This window comes from Streptomyces sp. ADI96-02, from assembly GCF_003846185.1.
In the GTDB taxonomy this organism is placed as follows: domain Bacteria; phylum Actinomycetota; class Actinomycetes; order Streptomycetales; family Streptomycetaceae; genus Streptomyces.
The window spans coordinates 4194393-4215951 of sequence record NZ_ML123034.1; the positions used below are offsets into that span (position 1 = coordinate 4194393).

Annotated in this window: 17 protein-coding genes and 2 pseudogenes; 14 read left to right on the plus strand and 5 right to left on the minus strand. The window is 70.8% G+C overall.

Features of this window, described 5'->3' with window-relative positions; all coding sequences use genetic code 11:
• The first annotated feature begins 68 nt into the window (after positions 1 to 68).
• Positions 69 to 928 (plus strand): annotated as a pseudogene (locus tag EES43_RS18570) (IS5 family transposase).
• Positions 929 to 1206: 278 nt separating this feature from the next.
• Here the strand turns inward: EES43_RS18570 and EES43_RS18575 are convergent.
• Positions 1207 to 1728, minus strand: coding sequence for an EF-hand domain-containing protein (locus EES43_RS18575; RefSeq protein WP_124269735.1), 522 nt, complete (start codon positions 1726 to 1728; stop codon positions 1207 to 1209).
• A gap of 251 nt (positions 1729 to 1979) precedes the next feature.
• Between EES43_RS18575 and EES43_RS18585 the strand changes: the two are divergent.
• Positions 1980 to 3183, plus strand: a pseudogene (locus tag EES43_RS18585) (IS3 family transposase).
• Positions 3184 to 3268: 85 nt separating this feature from the next.
• Here EES43_RS18585 and EES43_RS18590 read toward each other — a convergent pair.
• Positions 3269 to 3607: a hypothetical protein gene (locus tag EES43_RS18590; protein ID WP_241192470.1), complete on the minus strand. Its 339-nt coding sequence runs from the start codon at positions 3605 to 3607 to the stop codon at positions 3269 to 3271.
• A gap of 497 nt (positions 3608 to 4104) precedes the next feature.
• Here EES43_RS18590 and EES43_RS18595 point away from each other — a divergent pair, with 497 nt between their 5' ends.
• Positions 4105 to 4863 carry an RNA polymerase sigma factor gene (locus EES43_RS18595; RefSeq protein WP_124269737.1) on the plus strand — a complete coding sequence of 253 codons (759 nt, stop codon included), beginning with the start codon at positions 4105 to 4107 and terminating at the stop codon, positions 4861 to 4863.
• A complete protein-coding gene (locus tag EES43_RS18600) occupies positions 4842 to 5939 on the plus strand; it encodes a hypothetical protein (RefSeq protein WP_124269738.1) in 1098 nt (365 codons plus the stop codon). The genes EES43_RS18595 and EES43_RS18600 overlap by 22 nt, the downstream gene beginning before the upstream one ends.
• Before the next feature lie 200 nt (positions 5940 to 6139).
• Here the strand turns inward: EES43_RS18600 and EES43_RS18605 are convergent, their stop codons facing one another.
• A complete protein-coding gene (locus EES43_RS18605; protein WP_346774297.1) occupies positions 6140 to 7051 on the minus strand; it encodes a L,D-transpeptidase family protein in 912 nt (303 codons plus the stop codon).
• A 421-nt stretch (positions 7052 to 7472) separates the two neighbouring features.
• Between EES43_RS18605 and leuE the strand changes: the two genes are divergently transcribed.
• The 4 genes from leuE (at position 7473) to EES43_RS18630 (ending at position 10029) form a co-directional block, all read left to right on the plus strand.
• Positions 7473 to 8132, plus strand: coding sequence for a leucine efflux protein LeuE (gene leuE / locus EES43_RS18610; RefSeq protein WP_124269740.1), 660 nt, complete (start codon positions 7473 to 7475; stop codon positions 8130 to 8132).
• A 349-nt stretch (positions 8133 to 8481) separates the two neighbouring features.
• Complete coding sequence (locus EES43_RS18620; RefSeq protein WP_124269741.1) at positions 8482 to 8688, plus strand: hypothetical protein; 207 nt, start codon at positions 8482 to 8484, stop codon at positions 8686 to 8688.
• Complete coding sequence (locus tag EES43_RS18625) at positions 8672 to 9184, plus strand: DUF6879 family protein (RefSeq protein WP_124269742.1); 513 nt, start codon at positions 8672 to 8674, stop codon at positions 9182 to 9184. Before EES43_RS18620 ends, EES43_RS18625 begins: the two co-directional genes overlap by 17 nt.
• Complete coding sequence (locus EES43_RS18630) at positions 9181 to 10029, plus strand: helix-turn-helix domain-containing protein (RefSeq protein WP_124269743.1); 849 nt, start codon at positions 9181 to 9183, stop codon at positions 10027 to 10029. Before EES43_RS18625 ends, EES43_RS18630 begins: the two co-directional genes overlap by 4 nt.
• Before the next feature lie 1474 nt (positions 10030 to 11503).
• Here the strand turns inward: EES43_RS18630 and EES43_RS18650 are convergent.
• Both EES43_RS18650 and EES43_RS18655 read right to left on the minus strand, forming a co-directional pair.
• Complete coding sequence (locus EES43_RS18650) at positions 11504 to 12898, minus strand: polysialyltransferase family glycosyltransferase (protein WP_124269746.1); 1395 nt, start codon at positions 12896 to 12898, stop codon at positions 11504 to 11506.
• On the minus strand, positions 12898 to 13908 hold the full coding sequence (locus EES43_RS18655; protein WP_206430078.1) for a glycosyltransferase family 2 protein: 1011 nt from the start codon (positions 13906 to 13908) through the stop codon (positions 12898 to 12900). The genes EES43_RS18650 and EES43_RS18655 overlap by 1 nt, the downstream gene beginning before the upstream one ends.
• Positions 13909 to 14110: 202 nt before the next feature.
• On the opposite strand from EES43_RS18655, the gene EES43_RS18660 reads away from it, so the two are divergent.
• The 6 genes from EES43_RS18660 to EES43_RS18685 all read left to right on the plus strand — a co-directional run bounded on the left by EES43_RS18660 (position 14111) and on the right by EES43_RS18685 (position 21420).
• Positions 14111 to 15493 (plus strand): DUF6716 putative glycosyltransferase, encoded by a 1383-nt coding sequence (locus EES43_RS18660; RefSeq protein ID WP_124269748.1) that lies wholly within the window; start codon positions 14111 to 14113, stop codon positions 15491 to 15493.
• Between the two features lie 20 nt (positions 15494 to 15513).
• Positions 15514 to 16755, plus strand: coding sequence for an acylneuraminate cytidylyltransferase (locus tag EES43_RS18665; protein ID WP_124269749.1), 1242 nt, complete (start codon positions 15514 to 15516; stop codon positions 16753 to 16755).
• Between the two features lie 12 nt (positions 16756 to 16767).
• On the plus strand, positions 16768 to 17700 hold the full coding sequence (locus tag EES43_RS18670) for an N-acetylneuraminate synthase family protein (RefSeq protein ID WP_124269750.1): 933 nt from the start codon (positions 16768 to 16770) through the stop codon (positions 17698 to 17700).
• A gap of 10 nt (positions 17701 to 17710) precedes the next feature.
• Positions 17711 to 18742 (plus strand): hypothetical protein, encoded by a 1032-nt coding sequence (locus tag EES43_RS18675; protein WP_124269751.1) that lies wholly within the window; start codon positions 17711 to 17713, stop codon positions 18740 to 18742.
• Positions 18743 to 18932: 190 nt separating this feature from the next.
• Positions 18933 to 20171, plus strand: a complete 1239-nt coding sequence (locus EES43_RS18680; RefSeq protein WP_124272055.1) for an amidohydrolase — start codon at positions 18933 to 18935, stop codon at positions 20169 to 20171.
• A 202-nt stretch (positions 20172 to 20373) separates the two neighbouring features.
• The gene (locus EES43_RS18685; RefSeq protein ID WP_124269752.1) at positions 20374 to 21420 is read left to right on the plus strand and encodes a BMP family lipoprotein; all 1047 of its coding nucleotides are present in this window, start codon (positions 20374 to 20376) and stop codon (positions 21418 to 21420) included.
• The last annotated feature ends 139 nt before the right edge of the window (positions 21421 to 21559 follow it).

Consider the following 21559-nt stretch of genomic DNA (forward strand, 5'->3'; position numbering starts at 1 on the left):
TAAAAGATCAGTAGGCCGTGTTTTGGGTTCGGGTCCCGGCGTTGTCGCGGAACCGTGATGATCGCGGTGTGGGGCGTGGGGATCTTTCGGACGAGCAGTGGACGGTGTTGGAGTCGGTGTTGCCTGCGGCGGGTGTGCGTCGCAAGGTCGGGGAACCGGCGGCGGTTGGTTGATGGGGTTCGGTGGCGGGTGCGGACGGGCGCTCCGTGGCGTGACCTCCCGCCCGGGTAAGGGCCTTGGCAGACCGTGTACGGGTTGTTCCGGCGCTGGCAGCGCGAAGGTGTGTGGGCGCGGGTGCTGACGTTGTTGCAGGCGCGGGCGGATGCGGCGGGATCGTGTGGGAGGTGAGTGTCGACTCCACGGTCTGCCGGGCTCACCAGCACGCGGCCGGTGCACGCCGGGACGGGGCCGGGCAGAAGGAGCCGCCCGGCGGAATGGTGCGCGAGCCGGACGACCATGGGCTGGGCCGATCGCGGGGCGGATTCGGCACGAAGATTCATCTGGCGTGCGAGCAGGGCCAGAAGCCGCTGTCGTTGCTGGTGACAGCGGGACAGCGCGGCGACAGTCGGCAGTTCGTGCCGGTCCTGGAGACGATCCGGGTGCCGCGGCTGGGCCCGGGGAGGCCAAGGCGGACTCCGGTGCGGGTGCGGGCCGACAAGGCGTACTCGTCGGCCGCCAACCGCGCCTACCTGCGCAGGCGGGGTATCCGCTGCGCGATCGCGGAGCCAGCCAACCAGGTCCGCAATCGCGTGCGGCGGGGCCGCTCGGGCGGGCGCCCGCCTGCGTTCGACGGTGAGGACTACAAGGCACGCCACGCGGTGGAGTGCGGCGGCTCAAGCGCAACAGGGCCGTGGCGATGCGGTTCGAGAAGCTCGCCGTGCGGTTCGAGGCCGTCGTCGTGGTGGCCGCGATCAACGAATGGCTCTGAGCACGCTCGGAAATCGCGATGACCCGCTGGCGCGTCTACAACTCGGCGAGCCAGGCACTGAGCGGTTGGAGGGGCTGGCGGCCGGGGTCCGGCAGCGATCGGCGCCGCTGCCGGACCGCCTCGTCCGGAAGGCCGCCGAAATGCCAGCCGCGCACCTCGTGCCCGTCCTCGCGTTCGCCGCCGGTGCGGTCCTGCGGTTGGCAGGGAGAGGACCCCTGCGAACCGAATGCCGCACGGGTAGGCGAAGGTCCTTCAGGGCCCCGTCACGCGGTCGCGCCCTACGCGGGAACGGCAGCGAGGAGCCAGAACGCCGGGGCCCCGTCCGGGGCGGTGAAGAAGGCGTGAGCCGCCACCTGGATGTCGTCGCGAGTGAGGAATCCGTCGTGGTCGCGGTCGAGCATCTCGAACTCGCGGCCGGCGACGTCGACGCTGGCCCCCTGGGCCTTCAGGTACGCCTCGAAGTCGGCCTTGTCGACCTTGCCGGACTTGTCGGTGTCCATGACGACGAACAGCGTGGAGGCGAAATCGCGGACGTACGTGGGAAGGGTCTCGGGAGTCGTCCCGGCCATCGACTTGTCCACGCAGGCGGCCAGTTCATCCAGGCTCGCCCTGCTGTCCTTGTTCCGGTCGGCGTCCTGGATGAAGCCCTGGACCAACTGCCCGGTGCTCCGGGCCAGGTCCGACCGCTGGTCACCCGTGCCCCTTGCGAGGATTCCCAGGTCGGCCGGATCGATGTTGCCGTCGTGGTTCTTGTCGAGCCGCATGAACAGGCTCATGGCCCTCTCCTTGTACGCGCCCATGGTCGTGCTCCTTGAGTGTGAAGGGTGCTGCTGCCGGTCTTCCTGACGAACGTAGCCCGGCGGGCATTGGCGCTTCGGGAGCACTCAACCGTATTCCCCCGATCGGGTGGACGGGTGACGCTCCTGCGGGGCCGGGTCCGGAGGGGGATGGATCCTGCCTGGCCTTCAGGGTCAACGAGGATGACGGGCCTTGACCCCTGATGTTGGACACACGAGACACTGGATCCTGAGGATCTGAGAACGGACATCTGGTGGTCATGAAGAACTACCCGCCGGAGTTCAAGGCGGACGCGGTCGCGCTGTACGAGTCGCGGCCCGAAGCGACGATCAGGTCGGTCGCCGCTGATCTGGGGATCAATCCGGAGACGCTGCGGAACTGGGTGAGGGCCGCAGGAGTAAGCCGTCCGCGGGGACGCCGGACGCAGGAACCGGCCCAGCCGCCGACCGCTGGAGGCTGAGAACGCGGCCTTGCGGAAGAAGGTCCGTGAGCTGGAGGAGGAACGCGAGATCCTCCGCAAAGCGGCAAAGTATTTCGCCGGGGAGACGCGCTGGTGAACCGCTTCCAGTGTGTCGCCGATCTCCACCGCCGCTACGGCGTGAAGCGGCTGTGCCGCATCCTCGGCATCAGCCGCTCGAGCTTCTACTACTGGCGCCGGACAGCTGCGGACCGGGCCGCCCGGCAGGCGGCCGACGCGAGGCTGGCCGCCCTGATACGGGCGGTGCACCAGGACTCGGACGGCACGTACGGAGCCCCGATAATCACTGCCGAACTCCGCGGGACGAGCGGAGAGGCACTCAACCACAAGCGCGTCGCCAGGATCATGCGGGCGTTCGGCATCGAAAGGGGTCCGGTTGCGCCGCCGGCACCGCACCACCGTCGCCGACCCAGTGGCGGCCAAGGCGCAGGACCTGATCGGCCGCGACTTCACCGCCACGGCTCCGAACACGAAGTACGTCGGCGACATCACCTACCTGCCCCTCGAGGGCGGGAAGTTCTGCTACCTGGCGGCCGTCATCGACCTTGCCTCCCGCCGTCTCGCCGGCTGGGCGATCGCCGACCACATGCGAACCGACCTGGTGACCGACGCACTGGCCGCAGCGGTCCGCACCCGCGGCAGCCTGGCAGGATCGATCATGCACACCGACCACGGAGCTCAGTACACAAGCAGGGCCTTCGCCGAAGCCTGCAGGTCAGCAGGGGTGCGGAGGAGCATGAGCGCGGTCGGGTCCAGCACGGACAACGCACTCGCCGAGTCCTTCGACGCGACCTTCAAACGCGAGACCCTGCAAGGACGAAAGAGCTGGCCGAACGAGCGTGAGGCCCGCCTCGACGCCTTCCGACGGCTCAACCGCTACAACACCCGACGCCGACACTCCCACCTCGGGCAACGATCACCAATCGCCTTCGAGAACGCCTACCACCGCACACCAACTACGCCGGCACGAGCCGCATAACCCGTGTTCAGGATTCGGGGTCAAGGCCCACTCGGGCTTGACCCATGCCTTCTCACACCGCTCGATCCGCTCGGGCGGGCAGATGTCACACAGCTCGCGGATGCCGAAGTGCCCGTTGTAGTCGGCCTCCCCGTGCGCGTACGCCACCCCCGCAGCTCGTCTTGCGGAACAGCGGACCCCAGGAGGCGTCCTTCTCGAAGGCGTCGAGGATGCGCTGCTCAGCCTGCTCGGGCATGATCTTGCGCCGGGCGGTGTCCTCGTAGGGCATCTCCAGACCGTGGTCCTCGTAGTACGCGGCGATCTCCTTGCGGAAGAACAGGCCGGTGAAGACGGTGGCGTGCGCGAACTGCGACAGCTCGTGCGCGCGGGCGATGTCCGCGGGGGAGTCGTTGCGGTTGAGGTCTCGGCGAACGTGAGGCACCACTCGCCGGGCTACACGATGTCCCAGTACGGCAAGCGCCGGGTGGAGGGGGCTCGGAAGCTCGCGTCGGGGACCGCGCAGCGCATCGGCCTGGGGCGCATCGGGTGACCGTCCGACGCGTTGGTCACGCCGTTGGTCACGGAGGCAATTTCTGCCGGTCACGCGGCCCTGTGAAAGGAACTCGTTGGCGCGTTGGTCACGGAGGGGATAAGGGGCCCACTAAACCGCAGGTCAGGAGGCTAAATGTTGGAGCGACGACCGGGGCCGCCACCCCCCACAGGAGAGGCCCCGGCCGTCTTCCACGGGGTCGCAGCACGACCCCGTACTCATCTCAGCGCCGCCACCGCGTTTTCTGTCACACCGCCCGGCGGACCGGGAATTGTTGCGAGTTGTACAAGACATGGACGCGGCCCCCGCCGAGCACGTAGCGTGCTGATTCGTGCAGAGTGGCGCGGCAGTGGTGACCAGCTGCGTTTGAGGACAGCAGGGCGGGTTGGGGAGTGCTGGGGGACGACGCGGAGCTGACCGCCGCGGTGCTCGCGGCGCAGGACGGGGACGAGGGCGCCTTCCGTTCTGTGTACCGCGCGGTTCAGCCACGGCTGCTGGGCTACATACGGACGCTGGTGGGAGACCCGGACGCCGAGGACGTGGCCTCCGAGGCGTGGTTGCAGATAGCCCGTGACCTCGACCGGTTCAGCGGTGACGCCGACCGGTTCCGGGGCTGGGCGGCGCGGATCGCGCGCAACCGCTCGCTGGACCATCTGCGGATGCGCAGCCGCCGCCCCGCCATCGGCGGCGACGAGAGCGAACTGACCGGCAGGCCCGCCGAGTCCGACACCGCGGGCGACGCCATGGAGGCCCTGGACACCGACCGCACCCTGTCCCTCATCGCCCAGCTGCCGCAGGACCAGGCCGAGGCGGTGGTGCTGCGGGTGGTCGTCGGCCTGGACGCGAAGAGCGCGGCACAGACCCTCGGCAAGCGGCCCGGCGCCGTACGGACCGCCGCGCACCGCGGCCTCAAGCGGCTGGCCGAAATCCTCGGGCCGGAGCACCCGGACCCGGTCCGCGCCCACGGCGCGCTCCCGCCCGACGGCTGTCCCGACCACGATGCCGGGAGCGACGCAGGTCAGGAGGCGGGAGCCGGAGCGGAGTTGCGCGCCGTACCGGCTCAGCGGCCCGTGCGGCCCGGCCCGGCGGCGCCCGCCGGGGTCACTCCCGGTGTGACGCAATCACGACCGTGGACGCAGAGGGACATGTGATGGCCGACGAGCACGACGAGTGGCTTGACAAGGACGCGGCGGAGAGACTGCTCCGCGGCGAGCCGGTCGTACCCCTCGGCGCCCGCGCCCGCGGCGATGCCCTCCGGCTCGCCCGCGCGCTCGACGCGGCCCGCGCGACCGGCCGTCCCTCCGGCGGTGAACTCCCGGGCGAGGAAAGGGCGTTGGCTGCATTCCGGCAGGCGGCCCGCGCCGGTTCCGCCGACCGGACCGCCGGGCGCGACACCGCCGCCCAGACCGCCCGGCCCGGGGCGCTGCCTTCGGTGCGGATCGGCTCCGCGCCCGCGGAGCCGCCCCGCCGCCCGCGCTGGAGCCGCCCGGTCCGTTTCGGCCTGGTCGTCTCCCTGGCGGGCTGCGCGCTGGGCGGAGTCGCCGTCGCCACGGGTACGGGGATCCTCGCCGGGCCGTTCGCCGGCCGGAGCGCGCCCGCGCCCGCCGCCTCCGTATCGGCGGCCGGGAGCCCCGAGCCGCTGGTCACCGGGCGGCCGGCCGACGACCCGTCCGCCTCGCTCCGGCCGACCCCGCCCGACGAGCCCGCCCCGCCCTCCATCCCGCCCGAGCGCCGGCAGCCCGGCCCGTCGCAGCAGGCCGGAGACCCGCCCGGACCGACCGACCGGCCGGACGCCGACGACGACGGCACCGACGGCGGTGGCCGCGCGGACGGCGGCGGCGACGAGGACGCCCCGGACGACTCCACCGAGCGCGAGGAGCACGAGGACGGCTGGGGCCAGGGTTCGTCGGAGAACTGGTACGAGAAGTCCCTCAAGGCGTGCAAGGCCCTTCACGGCGGCACCCTCGACGGCCGGGACCGGCGCCGGCTGCGGGAGCTCGCCAAGGGTGAGGACGATCTGGAGCGCTTCTGCTCCCGGCTCCTCGGCGGCGCCGGGGACGGTGGCGACCACGGAGGCGGCGACGGCGATCCCGGACCCGGCGGACCCGGCGGACCCGGTGGGAACGAGGGCGGTTCGCTGCCGCCTGTCTCCTTTCTCTCCATGCCGCCCGGTGACGCCGGCTCGCTTGTGGGCCCGCCGTGCGCCGGCCTCGCGAAAACTTGCTGACCTGCGTCTTTTCGCTCCGAAGGCGGATCGGGCCGTGAAGGTGTGACGTTTTTCGGCGGCCGGGCGCAGTAGTGAGTGAGCCGACTGGTCATCGGCCGCGCGACGAGCCGGGGTTCCCCCCGTACCTTCGGCTCAGCGCATCGGCGCGGGCGGGACACGTTCCCCCGGTCCCGCCCGCGCCTCCTTCGCACCGTTCCGGCTCACCGGTAGACGACGACCTTGTCGTCCTTCCGCACCTGCGCGAACAGCGCCGCGATCTTCTTCTCGTCCCGGACGTTGACGCAGCCGTGCGACGCGCCGCCGTAGCCGTTGGCCGCGAAGTCGGCCGAGAAGTGGACGGCCTGGCCGCCGCTGAAGAACAGGGCGTACGGCATCGGGGTGTCGTAGAGCGTCGAGACGTGGTGCCGGGACTTCCAGTACACCGCGAACACGCCCTCGCGGGTCGGCGTGTACTGGGAGCCGAAGCGGACGTCCATCGCGGAGACGACGCGTCCGTCGATCATCCAGGCCAGCGTCCGGCTCCGCTTGCTGATGCACAGCACCCGGCCCGTCAGGCACCGCTCGTCCGGCGCGGCCACCGGCCGTTCGGTCGGCGGGTCCAGCTCGTCCGGCGTCGGCGCGCGGGTCGCGGACAGCAGGGCCCGCCAGGTGGTGAGGTCGGTGCTGCCCGTCGCGGGCAGGCCCCGGTCCGTCTGGAAGGCGCGGACGGCTCCGGCCGTGACGTCGCCGTAGAAACCGGTCGGGTTGCGGCCGAAGTATCCGGTCTGGCGCAACCGGGCCTGCAATGCGCGGACGTGGGCACTGTGCGAGCCGGGCCGCAGCAGCACCCGCTCCGCCGGCGCGGTGCGGGGGCCGGGCTCGGGCGGTTCGTCCGTCGTCCCGCCGCCGGTCGCGGACGGAGCGGCGGACGGCTCGCCACCCGGCTTGGCGTCGTCGGCGTCGGCCGGGGCCGATGTCGTGGGCGGCGGCGCGGGTGCGGCGGCGGATGCGGTACGGGCGGCGGGCGGGGGCGAGTGCGGCGGCGAGGCGGCTTTGGACCCGGCCCCCTGGACGGCGACGGGCTCGCATCCGGTCACCAGGGCGGCCACCGCGAGTGCGGAGACGGCCGCCACCCGCAGGGACGGGCCCGCACCGGGGCCCGAGCCCGTACGCGCGCGGGGGCCGGAACCCGTACGCGGACCGGGGCCCGAGCCCGTACGTGGACCGGGGCCCGGAACTCCCCTTCCCGGATGGGGCGTTCCCTCGCACCTGCCGTCGTCCGCCCCTCCCGGCCGCCGCGCGGTGCCCGCCGCCCGGTCGTCGTGCCCGCTGTTCCTGTCCGCCATCCTCGTCCCCCTGGCTCGCCCGCCGTCCGGTGCGTCGAGGGGCGGCTGCCCGCCCCACCCCGCCCCCTTGCCGCATCCTGTTCCGGACGGCGGCGGCGCGTCCAGTCCCTGCCGGGTCGACCGGCCGGAACGCGGCCTTGACCCCCGTCGTACGGGCCTTCGTGAGACGGCGTTCTCACCCGCCGCACAGACGTGCGAGACTCCGCCCATGCTGGGTGTCACCGACCTTCCGACCTATCTCGCCGGCCTCGCGCTGATCGTTCTGCTGCCCGGCCCGAACTCGCTCTACGTGCTCTCCGTCGCGGCCAGGCGCGGCGTACGCGGCGGATACACGGCCGCAGCCGGCGTGTGGACCGGGGACACCGTCCTGATGACGCTGTCCGCGCTCGGCGCCGCGTCACTGCTCCAGACCTCTCCGCTGCTCTTCGCCGTCGTCAAGTACGCGGGCGCCGGCTATCTGACCTGGCTGGCGATCGGCATGCTGCGGACCGCCGTCTCGCTGTGGCGCGAACGGCACCGGCGTACCGCCGAGTTGGCGGAGGCGGCTGAGGCTCCCGGCACGCGCGCCGCGATGGAACACCCCTACCGCCGGGCGCTGGTGGTCAGCCTGGTCAACCCGAAGGCGATCCTCTTCCTCATTTCCTTCTTCGTGCAGTTCGTGTCAGAGTCCAACCCGGTCGTCGGGTTCGTGACCCTGGGCGTACTCCTCCAGCTGGCAAGCGGGTTGTACCTGTCTGTGCTCATCTTTGGCGGGTCTCGTCTGGCTGCCCTGTTCCGGCGGCGGAAGACGCTCAGCGCGGGGGCCACCACGGCCGCCGGGGTGCTCTTCCTGGGGTTCGCAGCCAAGCTGTCCCTGGCGAGCGCGTAGGGGGCTGGGGTGTCTCACCTTGACGATGCTGCGGCCCTGTTCGCCCGCATGAGCCTCCAGGAGCAGCAAGAGGCACTGCGAACCTCGGCCTGCCCGAGGGGCCCGCGAAGGAGCCCCAGGCTCCTCCCAGGGCCACCCCGTTCTCTGCGCTTACCAGCACCCCGAGTAGGCGGAAGCGGCGGCCACTCGCAGTGAAGGCCGTGAGTAGCCCCGAGACGTCCTGAAGCCGTCCATCCGCCGGTTACCCGACTACGCGAATATTGGCGTTGCCGCGTAGACCCATGGATCAGAGATCCGTAACGTCATCCCCGAGGGCCCCAACAGGGGCCACGCACAAGGGGGTTTCAGCATGGCGCGCGAGGAACTGACCCGGCTTACCGGCAACGGAAACGGCAACTGCAACAAGAACGATTGCCCCAACGTTTATCGGACCGTGTCCGGCTCGTTCGTCGTTCAGGGCGACGTCTCCGGGGCATTCTCCGCCCCGGACGGAGAAGGACTTGTGGAGATCCCAGAGGAGACGTTGAGGGAGGCTTTCCGTGCTCTTGGATGGTGAGGAGTGGGCGGGTCGGTTCGAGACTTTCCAGCGTGAGGCGTGGAGGCTGGAAACCTTGCCCGAGTATCGCGTTCCGCAGGAAGCCGAAGAGATAAGGGATTTCCTCGCTGGGGAGCGTATCGATCCTCACGCCTATTCAAACGAGTACACCGATGATCTCAAGCGGCTGCGGGGGGAGGGGAAGAGTAAGGGGCGCGTTCACATCGTTACTCGTCCTCTGTCGGACTACCTGCGCTATGAGTTCATGTACTACCAGCCTCATGCGTGGGCCGGCGAAGAAATCCGCATCATGGATGTCACGGGACGCCGCAACCCTCTTGAAGGGGTGCAGGATTTCTGGATGTTCGACCGGTCTGAAGTCGTGCTGATGAACTACGAGCCGGACGGTACGCAGACCAGCCGTGAGGTATTCGCAGGGGACATTAATCCGTTCCTCGGATATCAGCGAATCGCCTTGGCCGAGTCGATGCCGTTCCTGGAGTACGTGAAGGGGTGACGTTCGAACCCGAGTCGCTAGGCCAGTCGAGATCAGACCTAGCGCAAGCACTACGCAGCGAACGCAAGCGAGCCGGGCTCACGCAAACCCGGCTCGCTCAGCGCGCCAATATGTCACAGACCAAAATCAGCAACATCGAGGCCAGAAAACTCACTCCCACCATTGTTGATGTCGAACTAATCGTCGATGCCCTCGGGGCGGATGGTCCCGTCGCCACGCAAATGCTTGCCCTTGCTCGTGCGGCTAATACAGAGTGGCAGGATGATTGGGCTTCCCAACGCCGGGGCCTGGACAAGAAGCAGAACGAGCTGGCCCGCCTTGAAGTCGTCACGGCCGAGTTTCGGTTCTTCCTGCCGACGATGATTACCGGTCTCCTGGCGACTCCTGATTACGTGCGGGCAAGCCTCTCGCGGAACTCCGGTGACATGTCCAGGACCGTGGCCAAAAAGCTAGAGCGTCAGCAGATCCTTATGGACCCGTCGAAGCACTTCACATTCCTGCTGACAGAGCAGGCTGTACGGTGGCCTCTAGCCTCACCGATCGCCATGGCTATGCAGCTCGATCGCCTAGTTTCTGTCTCCCGCATTCCGAACGTACGACTAGGCGTAATCCCTCTCGATATCGTTGGCCCCGTGTCGGAAACTCCACTAAGCGTCTTCACCGTGTATGACCGGCGCATGGTCCAAGTGGAAACCCATACAGGGGCACTCATCCTGCGGGATCATCGGGACGTGAGCACGTATCGAGAGGATTTTGAAAGGTATGAATCCCATGCCGTCTTCGGAGAAGCTTGCCGGTCGCTCCTTGACGACTGGGCGAGCGCCTTTACCCGACAACGCAAATAATGTGGGCCTTGGCCGTCTGGTCGGTGCATCATGTTGGCCCAGGGGGACGCGACGGGAAGGCGTACGGCATGACCGAAAGGCAGACGAGTATGTCGGGACCGGTACACCTGATGCTTCCCCCTCCACTCCCGAAGCCTGCTTCGGGGTGTGGTGTCTGTGAGGCGCTGGCTGTGCAACGGCAGGCGGACAGGGATAGGGGAAACCTGTCTGCGGCAACGGATGCCGATGTGGAGATCAGAAACCATCCGCACTGGACGCGGCGGCCCAGGTGACTCGGTCTCTCCTGCGGTTCATGCAGCACCGGATAACGCAGCACCCGGACACAGAGGTCACGTTCGAAGCCGAGTGCTTGTGGGGCAAGTGGAAGGCGGAGCCGTCGACGAAGCCAGAGTCAGTCGACGTCGAATGCATGAGTCACACCGGCCGCAGTGGACACAAAGCCTTCAGGCGTATCTGTACGTCATTCGCCATGGTGGTGCGTGCCGAATAACCAGGCCCCTGCCCCTCCCGCGCGCACGGCGATGCCGCACGGCGGGGGCAGGCCAGATGTCCCCCGACCGGACAAGCCTTGAGCAGGAGACAGGACGTGTCTCCGTCTGAGCTGACGTGTTCAGGCTCTCGCCCCGGTCCGCCCCTACGGGGTGCCGTGTGACCACCCATCGCATGGTGAGGGACTACGCCCCTGCCAGTTCCGCCCCGGTCTCTGGCAGGGGCCTTTCCTCGTTCACGGGAGGGCATGAAGAAAAGCCCCCGACGCTGGTTGCGTCGGGGGCTTCCTGTGCCGCCCGTGTGCGCCCATCTCAGAGGCTGTCAGGCAAGGTGGCGACCAGGGTTGCTCTGTGTACCCCGACGGGCCTTAGCGATGGCTGTGAAGCTTTCTTCCTAGGCGTGCCGGGCACGACCAGAGTCAGCCTTTCGTGTTCCGATTCGGCTCCGGTCGGCTGGACGGAGAACGGTATCTATCTCTTCTTGCTGAGAAACGAGAATAAGCCCCCACTCCCGTTATAATAGGCCGTTCCGTTGACTCTGCTGTAGTTGCACGGCCCGCAGGCCGGGCGCAGATTCTGGATATCGTTCATTCCTCCTCGACTGAGCGGAGCGATGTGATCGGCCGTAGTCGCCGGCCGCACTGTCGGCACGGTGCGGTGAGGGAAGCGAGCCCCACCCGAGTGCTGCCCCAGAAGCGCACGGGCGGGGCTTCGCACTGTCCCGAACACCACGAAACTGTCCCGAACACCTACGAAACTGTCCCGAACACCTACGGAAGAGACCCGAACCAGCAAAGGAGACCGAGCTGTCCGGGATGCCGCCCCACAGCATGGGATCGCTGCCGTAGCGGTGCACCAGGTGCGCTCGGGCAGCAGCACCGCCGCCGCCGAGACGAGGGCGATCGCCGCCCAGTACGCCGGGCGGAGCCGGGCCACCCGGAAGCCGGCGAGGTCGGCGGACTGGTCACGTCGGGGTCCCCCGGGGATCAGTCGCGGGTGCCGCGCACGAGGGGCAGCCGTCCGCCGGCCACGCGCTTCCAGGTGACGGCCCGCCTGGCGATCCGGCGGACCGCCGCGTTGCGCGGGATGAAGTCGAGTTGCGAGGGCAGGGCCCCCGGCAGGCCGAGCGCGGTCAGGCGGCGGCGACGGAAGTACGGCGAGGCCGCCGGGGACGGGTGGCGGGCGAGGTACGCCTCGGCGGCCGGGCGCAGCTCCGGGTAGATCTTCGGCTGCATCGCGAAGCCCACGGCGGTGACCAGCCCCGAGAGCTCCCGGCGGACCTGCCCGGCGTCCGGCATCGTCCACGCCGTCACGGCCGCGGCGTCCTCCAGCGGCGGCAGCAGGGCGTCCACGACCGTGACCGGGACGCGGTTGCTGTTCTGGTACGGGGTCAGCCCCGCCAGCAGGTCCTCCGTGCCCACCCGCGCCACGGGGATGCCGTAGAAGGCGGCGGCGGTCAGCAGCGCCGTGGAGAACGCGCCGACGACCAGCGCCGGGCGCATCCGCTCGTAGACGACCTCGGCGATCACCGGGCTGTCCAGCACGGTCAGTTCCGCGCCGAGCCGTTCGGCCTCCTGCTCCAGGGCTCGCGACCAGCTCTCCGGGGCCGCGGGGTGCGGCTTGAAGACCACCCGCTCGTGGCCGAGGGCCACCGCGCCGCGCAGCATCCGCAGGTGCAGCTCCTGCTCCTCCTCGGCGGTGAGGACGTCGATGGCGGAGAGGTACTGGCCCAGCAGCAGCGCGGCCGACTCGGTGGTGGTGAGGCGGTCGGCCGCCTCCTCGGCCAGCTCGCCGAGCACCTTCAGAAACCCGTCCGTCGGCACGACCTCCGGCTCGACGCCGAACTCGGTCAGCAGCAGGGGCCGCAGCCCCGGCACCAGGTCCAGGTGGAGCAGCCGCCGCACCCGGGTGCCGATCAGCGGATCGATCTTGCTGCGGGTGGGGCCGTAACTCATGAGCCCGTCGGCGTAGACGTGGACGGGGCTCTCGCCGAAGATCTTGGCGACCGCGTTGGAGGGGTTGGCCTGGATCGACTCGCAGGCGATCTCCACCGGGCCGTCGCCCAGCCCCCACGCCAGCCGCAGGTACCGCTCCCACAGGAGGGTGTCCTGCTCGCGCGGGAACCAGCCCGCCGGGTGGAAGGGCCGGATGAACGCGTTCCAGGACAGCACCTCGTCGAACTCCGGCCGCAGCCCGGCGAATCCGGCCATCCTGTCGAGCGGCGTCCCCACCTCCGGGGCCGGTGAGGTGTCGCTGACGATCAGCAGGCGGCGGTGCTCGTCGCGCGGCCCGAACATGCCCGCCCGGATCGCGGCCGTCACGGTGGCGGCGGCGTACTGCGAGGCCGCGAAGAAGAGCTGGGTGGAACCGGTCGTGGACATCAGGCGGAGGCTCCGGAGGCGGCGGGGACGGCGGGGGCGGATTCGGCTCCGGCGGGCCGGCGGCGCACCCGCCGCAGCAGGGCCGCGCGCCGGTCGCCCAGCGATCGGAGGGTCTCGTCGAGGAGGTCCGGCGGCAGCCTGCGCAGCGCACCCGCGCTCATCGAGCGCAGCGTCCGTGCCACAGCCGGCTCGAAACGCCCGGAATCCAGATGGTGGGCCATGACCGCGCAATAGGTGCGGATGGCTTTCGGCAGCAGGATATCGGCGTCCTCGTCCTTGGCCGTCTCATCTATGACCTGGTCGAATGCCCGGATGAAATCGAGTTGCCGGACATCGCCGATCTGGGTCAGCGACGAAGCGACTCCGCGCCGGTAGAAGACACCGAGCAGGCCCACCGCTGCGAAACTCTCCGCCTCCCGGTGCAGCCGCCAGATCCACGGCCGGTCCTCGGCCGTGCGCAGCCCGTCGGTGAAATGCAGCAGACCGCGGTCCAGCAGCCGCCGGTGGTAGACGCCGGCCCACGCGTACGGATAGTCCACCGAGGTGGTGCGGTCCGCCGGAAGGATCACCGAACGCGGGCTGAGCACGGTGCCGCGCAGCCCGTGCGGCACCCGGTGCACCGTCCGCGTCCGCCCGGTCACCTGCACGTGGTCGGTGCGCAGGAAGTCGCACCGGAGCCGTTCGGCGGCGGCCACCAGCTCCTCGAAGTAGCCGGGGGCCAGCCAGTCGTCGCCGTCGAGGAAGGTCAGATACTCCCCGTTCGCCGCGGACAGACCGCTGTTCCGGGCCGTCGCGAGACCGCCGTTGCGCTCGTGTCCGATCACGACCGCACCGGGAAGGTCCTCCCGTGCGCGGCGCAGGACGTCGGCCGTCCCGTCGGTCGAACAGTCGTCGACGAGGATGAACTCGAAGTCCTCCCGGGCGTTGGCCCGCAGGCTTCTGAGGGTGTCGGGCGCGTATGTCCGCACGTTGTAGAACGGCACGATGACGGAGAGCTTGACCACCCGCATCACGCTAGACGCGGACGCGGCGTTTTCCTCGTCCCGGGAAAGTATGGCGAGTGAACGGTGAATGTCCGAACGATGAATCAGTCTGAATGAAAAGCGAGTCGACCACCCTGGCCTGCCGATTCCCCCACCGTCGGCGCGCTGTTAACCATTTGTTGCAGCCGCGTTGGGCCGCACATCGAAATGCCTTCCTAACTTCTAGGACGTGCCCCCACGTATCAGCAATGAGGCCGAACCGGCCGAAGTCCCCGCCGCGCCCCGCCCGGCACTCCGGGTCGCCGTTCTCGCCGACTCCGACACCCGGTGGAAATGGGGCGCGCTCACCGCGCGCCGCCTGACCGCCGGTCCGGACGGCCGGGGCGCCCGCCCCGTCGAGATCAGCGGACTGCTGCTGCGCGGCCGGGCCACCCCGACGCCCCGCCAGCTCGCGGAGGTCGGCGAGGTCGGGATCGCCGCCGACCGGGTCCGCGAGGTGACCGCCGTCGAGTTCCTGCACACCGTGCGCGCCGAGGCGTACGACGTCCTGGTCCTCGCCCTCGTCGGCGGCGGCGTCCAGGCGATGCTGCACGGCCTCGCCGCCCTGGACCTGCCCCGCCGACCCGTCGTCGTCACCGGATACGTCGGAGTCGTCTACGAGAAGCTCGCCGACGGTCTCCTGCTGCGCCACGGCGCCGACGTCGTCCTCGCCAACTCCCGCCACGACGCGGAGCGTTTCCGCGCGGTGTACGAAGGCGTCGGCGCGGACGCGTCGGCCGTCACCGAGGCCGCGCTGCCCTTCCTCGGCGGCGCGCCCCACCGCCCCGAAAACGGCCGCGACACCGTGGTCTTCGCCGCCCAGCCCTCCGTACCGGCCTCCCGCGCCGACCGCGCCTACCTGCTGCGCCGGCTCGTCGAGCACGCCCGGCTGCACCCGCGCCGCGAGGTGCTGCTCAAGCTGCGCTCCAGGCCCGGCGAGCACACCACGCACGTCGAGGAACTGCCCTACCAGCGCCTCGCGCAGCGGCTGCCCGGCGTGCCGCCGCCCAACTTCCGCCTGGTGTACGGGCACATGGGCGAGGTCCTGGACCGCACCGACCTGCTGGTCACCGTCTCCTCGACGGCGGCCCTGGAGTCCCTGCACCGCCGCATCCCGACCGCCGTCCTCACCGACCTCGGCGTCCGCGAGGCGCTCGGCAACCACCACTTCGTCGGCTCCGGCCTCCTCACCTCCTGGGACCGGCTCGACGGCGGCCACCGCCCGCGGCCCGACGGAGCGTGGCTGGCCGGCCAGGGCGTCGCCGCCGACGGCTCGTACGCCACCGCCTACGACACCGCCCGCGCCCGGGTCGCCGCCCTCCTCGACGAGGACCGGCTGCCGCCCCCGGCCCCCTACTACACGCCCGCCACCGCCCCCGGCTACCTCCCCGGCATCCTGGCCCGCCACCACCTGGCCCCCGACGGCACACCGGCGGCCCGCGCCGCCGCGCCCCAGGAGCCCGGCCGGGTCCGCGGCGCCGTACGCGAGACCGTCCGCAACGCGGCGCGCGGCGCCTACCGGCACGGCGTCCAGCGCGTCGCGCCCGTCATCCGCCGGATGGGCGAGCTGTGACCACCCCGACAGGAGCCCCCATGCCCCCGACCGTCCTCGCCGTGATCCCCGCCCGCGGCGGATCCAAGGGCGTCCCCGCCAAGAACCTCGCCGAGGTCGGCGGCCTGCCCCTGATCGCCCGCGCGGTGCGCGCCGCGCTCGGCGCACCCGAGGTCACCGAAGTCGCCGTCACCACCGACGACCCGGCCATCGCCGAGGCCGCCCGCACCGCCGCCGCGCACCTCGGCGCCGCCCACCGGCTGCACTGCGTCGAGCGCCCCGCCGCCATCGCGGGCGACACCGCGACCAGCGAGGCCGCCGTCCTGCACGCCCTGGACGCCTACGAGGCCGAGCGCGCCCGCAGCGTCGACGTCGTCCTGCTCGTCCAGTGCACCAGCCCGTTCGTCTCCCGCGAGGACATCGACGGCGTCGCCGGGGCGGTGGTCCGCGGCGGGGCGGACACGGCCGTCACCGTCGCCCCGTTCCACGGCTTCCTCTGGCGCGACGGACAGGCCGTCGAGGAGGGAACGTACGGCGTCAACCACGACAGGGCCGTACGCCCCCGCCGCCAGGACCGGCCCCAGGACCACCTGGAGACCGGCGCCGCGTACGCCATGGACGCGACCGGCTTCCGCACCCACCGCCACCGCTTCTTCGGCCACACCGCCCTGGTGCCGACCGACCCGGCCCGGGTGCTGGAGATCGACGACCCGCACGACCTGGCCCGCGCCCGCGCGCTCGCCCCGCTCCTGGACCCGTCGCCGCTGCCCTCCCTCGCGGACGTGGACGCGGTCGTCCTGGACTTCGACGGCACCCAGACCGACGACCGGGTCATGATCGACTCCGAGGGCCGCGAGACCGTCGCGGTGCACCGGGGCGACGGACTCGGCATCGCCGCCCTGCGCAGGGCCGGCCTGCCGCTGCTCATCCTCTCCACCGAGCGGAACCCGGTCGTCGCCGCCCGCGCCCGCAAGCTCCGCGTCCCCGTCCTGCACGGCGTCGACCGCAAGGACGAGGCCCTGAAGCAGTGGTGCGACGAGCAGTCCATCGCGCCCGACCGGGTGCTCTACGTCGGCAACGACGTCAACGACCTGCCCTGCTTCTCGCTCGCCGGCTGGCCCGTCGCCGTCGCCGGCGCCCACGACTCGGTACGCGCCGCGGCGCGCGCCGTCACGACCACCCCCGGCGGCTACGGCGCCATCCGCGAGATCGCGGCCTGGCTGCTGGGCCCCACCCTCACCACCACCCCCGACACCTCGGCCCCCGCTGTTCCCACCACGTAAGGACGCACCACCATGAACACCTCCCGCCTGCGCACGTTCGGCACCCGCACCGCCGGACCCGGCAACCCCGTCTACATCACGGGCGAGATCGGCATCAACCACAACGGCGACCTCGGCAACGCCCTCGCGCTGATCGACGCCGCCGCCGAAGCCGGCTGCGACGCCGTCAAGTTCCAGAAGCGCACCCCGGAGATCTGCACCCCGCGCGACCAGTGGGACATCGAGCGCGACACCCCCTGGGGCCGCATGACCTACATCGACTACCGCCACCGCGTCGAGTTCGGCGAGGACGAGTACCGCGCCATCTCCGAGCACTGCGCCGAGCGCGGCGTCGACTGGTTCGCCTCCCCGTGGGACACCGAGGCCGTCGCCTTCCTGGAGAAGTTCGACGTCCCCGCGCACAAGGTCGCCTCCGCCTCCCTCACCGACGACGAACTGCTGCGCGCCCTGCGCGCCACCGGCCGTACGGTGATCCTCTCCACCGGCATGTCGACGCCGAAGCAGATCCGGCACGCCGTCGAGGTCCTGGGCAGCGACAACATCCTCCTCTGCCACGCCACTTCGACGTACCCGGCCAAGGCCGACGAGCTGAACCTGCGCGTCATCAACACCCTCCAGCAGGAGTACCCGAACGTCCCGATCGGCTACAGCGGCCACGAGACGGGCCTCCAGACCACGCTGGCCGCCGTCGCGCTCGGCGCCGCGTTCGTCGAGCGCCACATCACCCTGGACCGCGCGATGTGGGGCTCCGACCAGGCCGCCTCCGTCGAACCGCAGGGCCTGGCCCGGCTGGTCCGCGACATCCGCACCATCGAGCAGTCCCTCGGCGACGGCGTCAAGAAGGTCTACGCGTCCGAGCTGGGCCCGATGAAGAAGCTCCGCCGCGTCGCGGGCGTCGTCGCCGAGACCGAGAACGCCCCGGCCCCCGAGCCGGTCGCGGTCTGAGCGCCGAACGGTGAACCTCGCCTTCGTCGAGAGCCCGGTCCAGCTCCTGAACGTCCTGGAGTGGACCCACGCCATGAGGGGAGAGGCCCCGGCCGCCACCACGGTCGTCGTCCTCCCCCCGGTCGACCCGATGTCGCGCGGCCAGCTGCGCCGGATGGCGGAACTGGCCCGCGACGAGGGCGTCACCGTCCGCTGGCAGGAGGCGCGCGGCGGGTCCGGCGCGCCTCTCAAGGCCCTGCGCGCCCTGGCGGGACTGGTCCGGCGCGCCGACCACATCGTGATCGGCGACCCGTTCTCGCGGTACGTGCAGCTGCTGCTCACCCTGGTCCGGGCCGACCGCCTCACCGTGGTCGACGACGGCACCGCCACCATGGAGTTCACCGCCCAACTGGCCCGGGGCGAGCGGCTGACGCGCTGGCACCGCCGGGGCCGCACGGGGCCGCGCGAACTGCTGCTGGCCCCGGTCACGGCCACCGCCCGCCGCCGCTTCAGGCCGCACGCCGGCCACACGGTCGAGGTCTTCACCGCGATGCCCGTCGACGCCCCGTCCGGCATCACCGTCACCGCGAACGCCTTCGCCTGGACCCGCGCCCGCTTCGGCCCGCCGAGCGTCGGCAGGGGCGCCGACCTGGTGGGCACCTCCCTGGTGGAGACGGGCGTCGTGGACCCGGTCCCGTACCAGCAGGCGGTCGCACGGCTGGCCCGCGCCCACGGCGCCACCCGCTACTTCGCCCACCGCCGCGAATCGGCCGAGAAGCTCCACGCCCTGGAGGCCGCCACCGGGCTGGAGATCGTCCGGCCGGACCTGCCCCTGGAGCTCATCGCCCGGCGCGGCCCCATCGGCCGCACGATCGTGAGCTTCCCGTCCACGGTCGTCCACACCCTGCCGCTGGCCCTGGCCGGCACCGGTGTGCAGGTCGCCGTCTGCGACATCGCGCCGGAATGGCTGCGCACCTCGGCCTCCCCGCGCGCCCACGGCTTCCTGAGCGGGGTCACGGAGACCGCCCGGGGGGTGCGGCGCCTGCCGTCCACGGCCACCTGACCCGCCCCGGCGAACCGTCCGGCCGCGCTGCGGCGCGGCGGGACGGACTCCGGCAAAGCGTGCAGTTATACCCAGCACCACGCTCCGTCACACTCCGGGCACGCTATTTTGTTCCCCTGAGCGGCTGAAGTTTTGTTGATCTGTGGCCAGTTGGGGGGTGAAGGGGCCTACCCTTCACCAGGTGAACCAGTTGAAGTCCCGCGCCTCCCGCCCCGAAGACCTGGCCGACAAGCCCGGGGGAGGTGCGCTGCCCGGCAGGCTCGGCGACGAGCTCCGGGACGAGCTGATCGCCTTCCGCCGCGATCTGCACATGCACCCCGAGCTGGGCAACCAGGAGTTCCGCACCACCGCGGCCATCAAGGACCGGCTGGAGAGGGCCGGGCTGCGGCCCCGCGTGCTCGACGTCGGCACGGGGCTGATGTGCGACGTGGGGGAGTGGGACGGCGTGACGCCGATGCTGGCGCTGCGCGCGGACATCGACGCGCTGCCCATCCCGGACACCAAGGCGGGCGTGGAGTACCGCTCCACCGTGCCGGACCGGGCGCACGCCTGCGGCCACGACGTGCACACCACCACGGTGCTGGGCGCCGGGCTCGTGCTGGCCGCGCTCGACCGGCAGGGCCTCCTGCCGAACGCCGTGCGGCTGATCTTCCAGCCGGCCGAGGAGGTGCTGCCGGGCGGCGCGCTCGACGCGATCGAGTCCGGTGTGCTGGAGGGCGTCGGGCGGATCGTCGGGGTGCACTGCGACCCGAAGGTCGACGTCGGGCGGATCGGCCTGCGGATCGGCGCCATCACCTCCGCCTGCGACCGGCTGGAGATCTCGCTGGACGGGCCCGGCGGCCACACCGCCCGGCCGCACCTGACCACCGACCTGGTCACCGCCGCCGCCCGGGTCGCGGTCGACGTGCCCGCGCTGCTGGCCCGCCGGGTGGACGCCCGCTCCGGGCTCGCGCTGACCTGGGGGCGGCTGGAGACGGGGCACGCGCCCAACGTCATCCCGCAGCACGCGGAGCTGTCCGGCACGGTCCGCTGCCTGAACCTGGAGGCATGGCGGGACGCTCCCGACCTGGTGCACGCCGCCATCGACGAGGTGGCCGGAATGCATCGGGCGAAGACCGTGATCAACTACGTGCGCGGAGTGCCGCCCGTCGTGAACGACGCGGAGAGCATCGGCCTGCTGGACGCCGCGATGACCGAGCGTCGCGGTTCGTACGCGATCGAGGACACCGAGCAGAGCCTGGGCGGGGAGGACTTCTCCTGGTACCTGGAGCGGGTGCCGGGCGCGATGGCCCGCCTCGGTGTGCGCACGCCGGGCGATACGCGCGGCCTCGACCTGCACCGCGGCAACTTCGACGTGGACGAGGAGGCCATCACCGTGGGCGTCGAGCTGTTCACCGCGGCGGCGCTCCTGGCCGGCTGCTCCTCGTGATCCGGTGACCGTGGTCCATGATCTGCCGACCGGACTTCACGATCTGTTCGTAGACCATCTATGGACGGACGCGACACCTTCTGTTCGCGACGATCCGATAACGGCTTCCGTACGTGCTCTTATCTGACATCTACGCGCGTTACGATCGCCGCGAAACCAGCGCCGGAAGAGGCGCTTCGGTCAGGTTTGAAGGAGCCTTCCCTTGCGCCGGATCACCAGGATTGCCACTGTGGGCGTCGCGTCCGCGGCACTCGCACTCAGCGCCACCGCCTGTAGCGGAAAGACGTCGTCGGACGCCGGTTCCGACTCCGACAAGAAGGCCGCGATCGCCTACGACATCGGTGGCCGCGGCGACCAGTCGTTCAACGACGCCGCCTACGCGGGCCTCTCCAAGGCCAACAAGGACCTCGGCGTCTCGGGCACCGAGGCCGAGCCGTCCGACGGCGAGGGGGACGCGGACAAGGTCCAGCGCCTCACCGAGCTGGCGCGGTCCGGCAACAACCCGGTGATCGGCGTCGGCTTCGCCTACGCGCCCGCCATCAAGAAGGTCGCGCCGAAGTTCCCGAAGACCACCTTCGGCATCATCGACGACGCCTCGGTGACCGCGAAGAACATCGCGAACATCGTCTTCAACGAGGAGCAGGGCTCCTACCTCGCCGGCGTCGCCGCCGCGAAGGTCACCAAGACGAAGACGGTCGGCTTCATCGGCGGCGTCGAGACCCCGCTGATCAAGAAGTTCGAGGCCGGTTACGTCCAGGGCGTCAAGGACACCGACCCGTCGGTGACCGTGCTCCCGCAGTACCTCACGCAGCCCCCGAACTTCGAGGGCTTCTCCAAGCCCGACCTCGGCAAGGCCGCCGCCCAGGGCCAGCTCGACAAGAAGGCCGACGTGATCTACTCGGCGGCCGGTCTGGCCGGTTCGGGCGCGATCGAGGCCGCTTCCAAGGCCGGCAAGTGGAACATCGGCGTCGACTCCGACCAGTACAACCAGGCGGGGCTCGCCAACTACAAGGAGTCCATCCTGACCTCGGTCACCAAGGACGTCGAGGACTCGGTCTTCAACCTGATCAAGTCGGTCCAGGACGGCAAGCCGCAGTCCGGTGAGATCCGCTACGGCCTCGACAAGGACGGCGTCGGCCTGTCCCTGTCCAACCCGGCCTTCACCAAGATGAAGGACGTCATCGCCGCCGTGGACAAGGCGAAGCAGGAGATCATCGACGGCAAGATCACCGTCAAGTCCGCTCCGTAACACCTCGACACCTCCTGCCCTCCGGCTGGTTTCCCCAGGCCCTGTCCGCCCGCCCCGCCGCATCCGGCGCGGTGGGGCGGACGGGGCCGACGGGCCCGCGGCGCGCCTCGCGCGGCCGTCCCGGCCCGCGGAACCGGCC

Excerpts from the sequence above, each read along its gene's own strand:
- EES43_RS18655 (WP_206430078.1), bottom strand. The coding sequence starts at position 13,908 with ATGCGGGTGGTCAAGCTCTCCGTCATCGTGCCGTTCTACAACGTGCGG.
- EES43_RS18650 (WP_124269746.1), bottom strand. The coding sequence starts at position 12,898 with ATGTCCACGACCGGTTCCACCCAGCTCTTCTTCGCGGCCTCGCAGTAC.
- EES43_RS18665 (WP_124269749.1), top strand. The coding sequence starts at position 15,514 with ATGCCCCCGACCGTCCTCGCCGTGATCCCCGCCCGCGGCGGATCCAAG.
- EES43_RS18670 (WP_124269750.1), top strand. The coding sequence starts at position 16,768 with ATGAACACCTCCCGCCTGCGCACGTTCGGCACCCGCACCGCCGGACCC.
- EES43_RS18575 (WP_124269735.1), bottom strand. The coding sequence starts at position 1,728 with ATGGGCGCGTACAAGGAGAGGGCCATGAGCCTGTTCATGCGGCTCGAC.
- leuE (WP_124269740.1), top strand. The coding sequence starts at position 7,473 with ATGCTGGGTGTCACCGACCTTCCGACCTATCTCGCCGGCCTCGCGCTG.
- EES43_RS18620 (WP_124269741.1), top strand. The coding sequence starts at position 8,482 with ATGGCGCGCGAGGAACTGACCCGGCTTACCGGCAACGGAAACGGCAAC.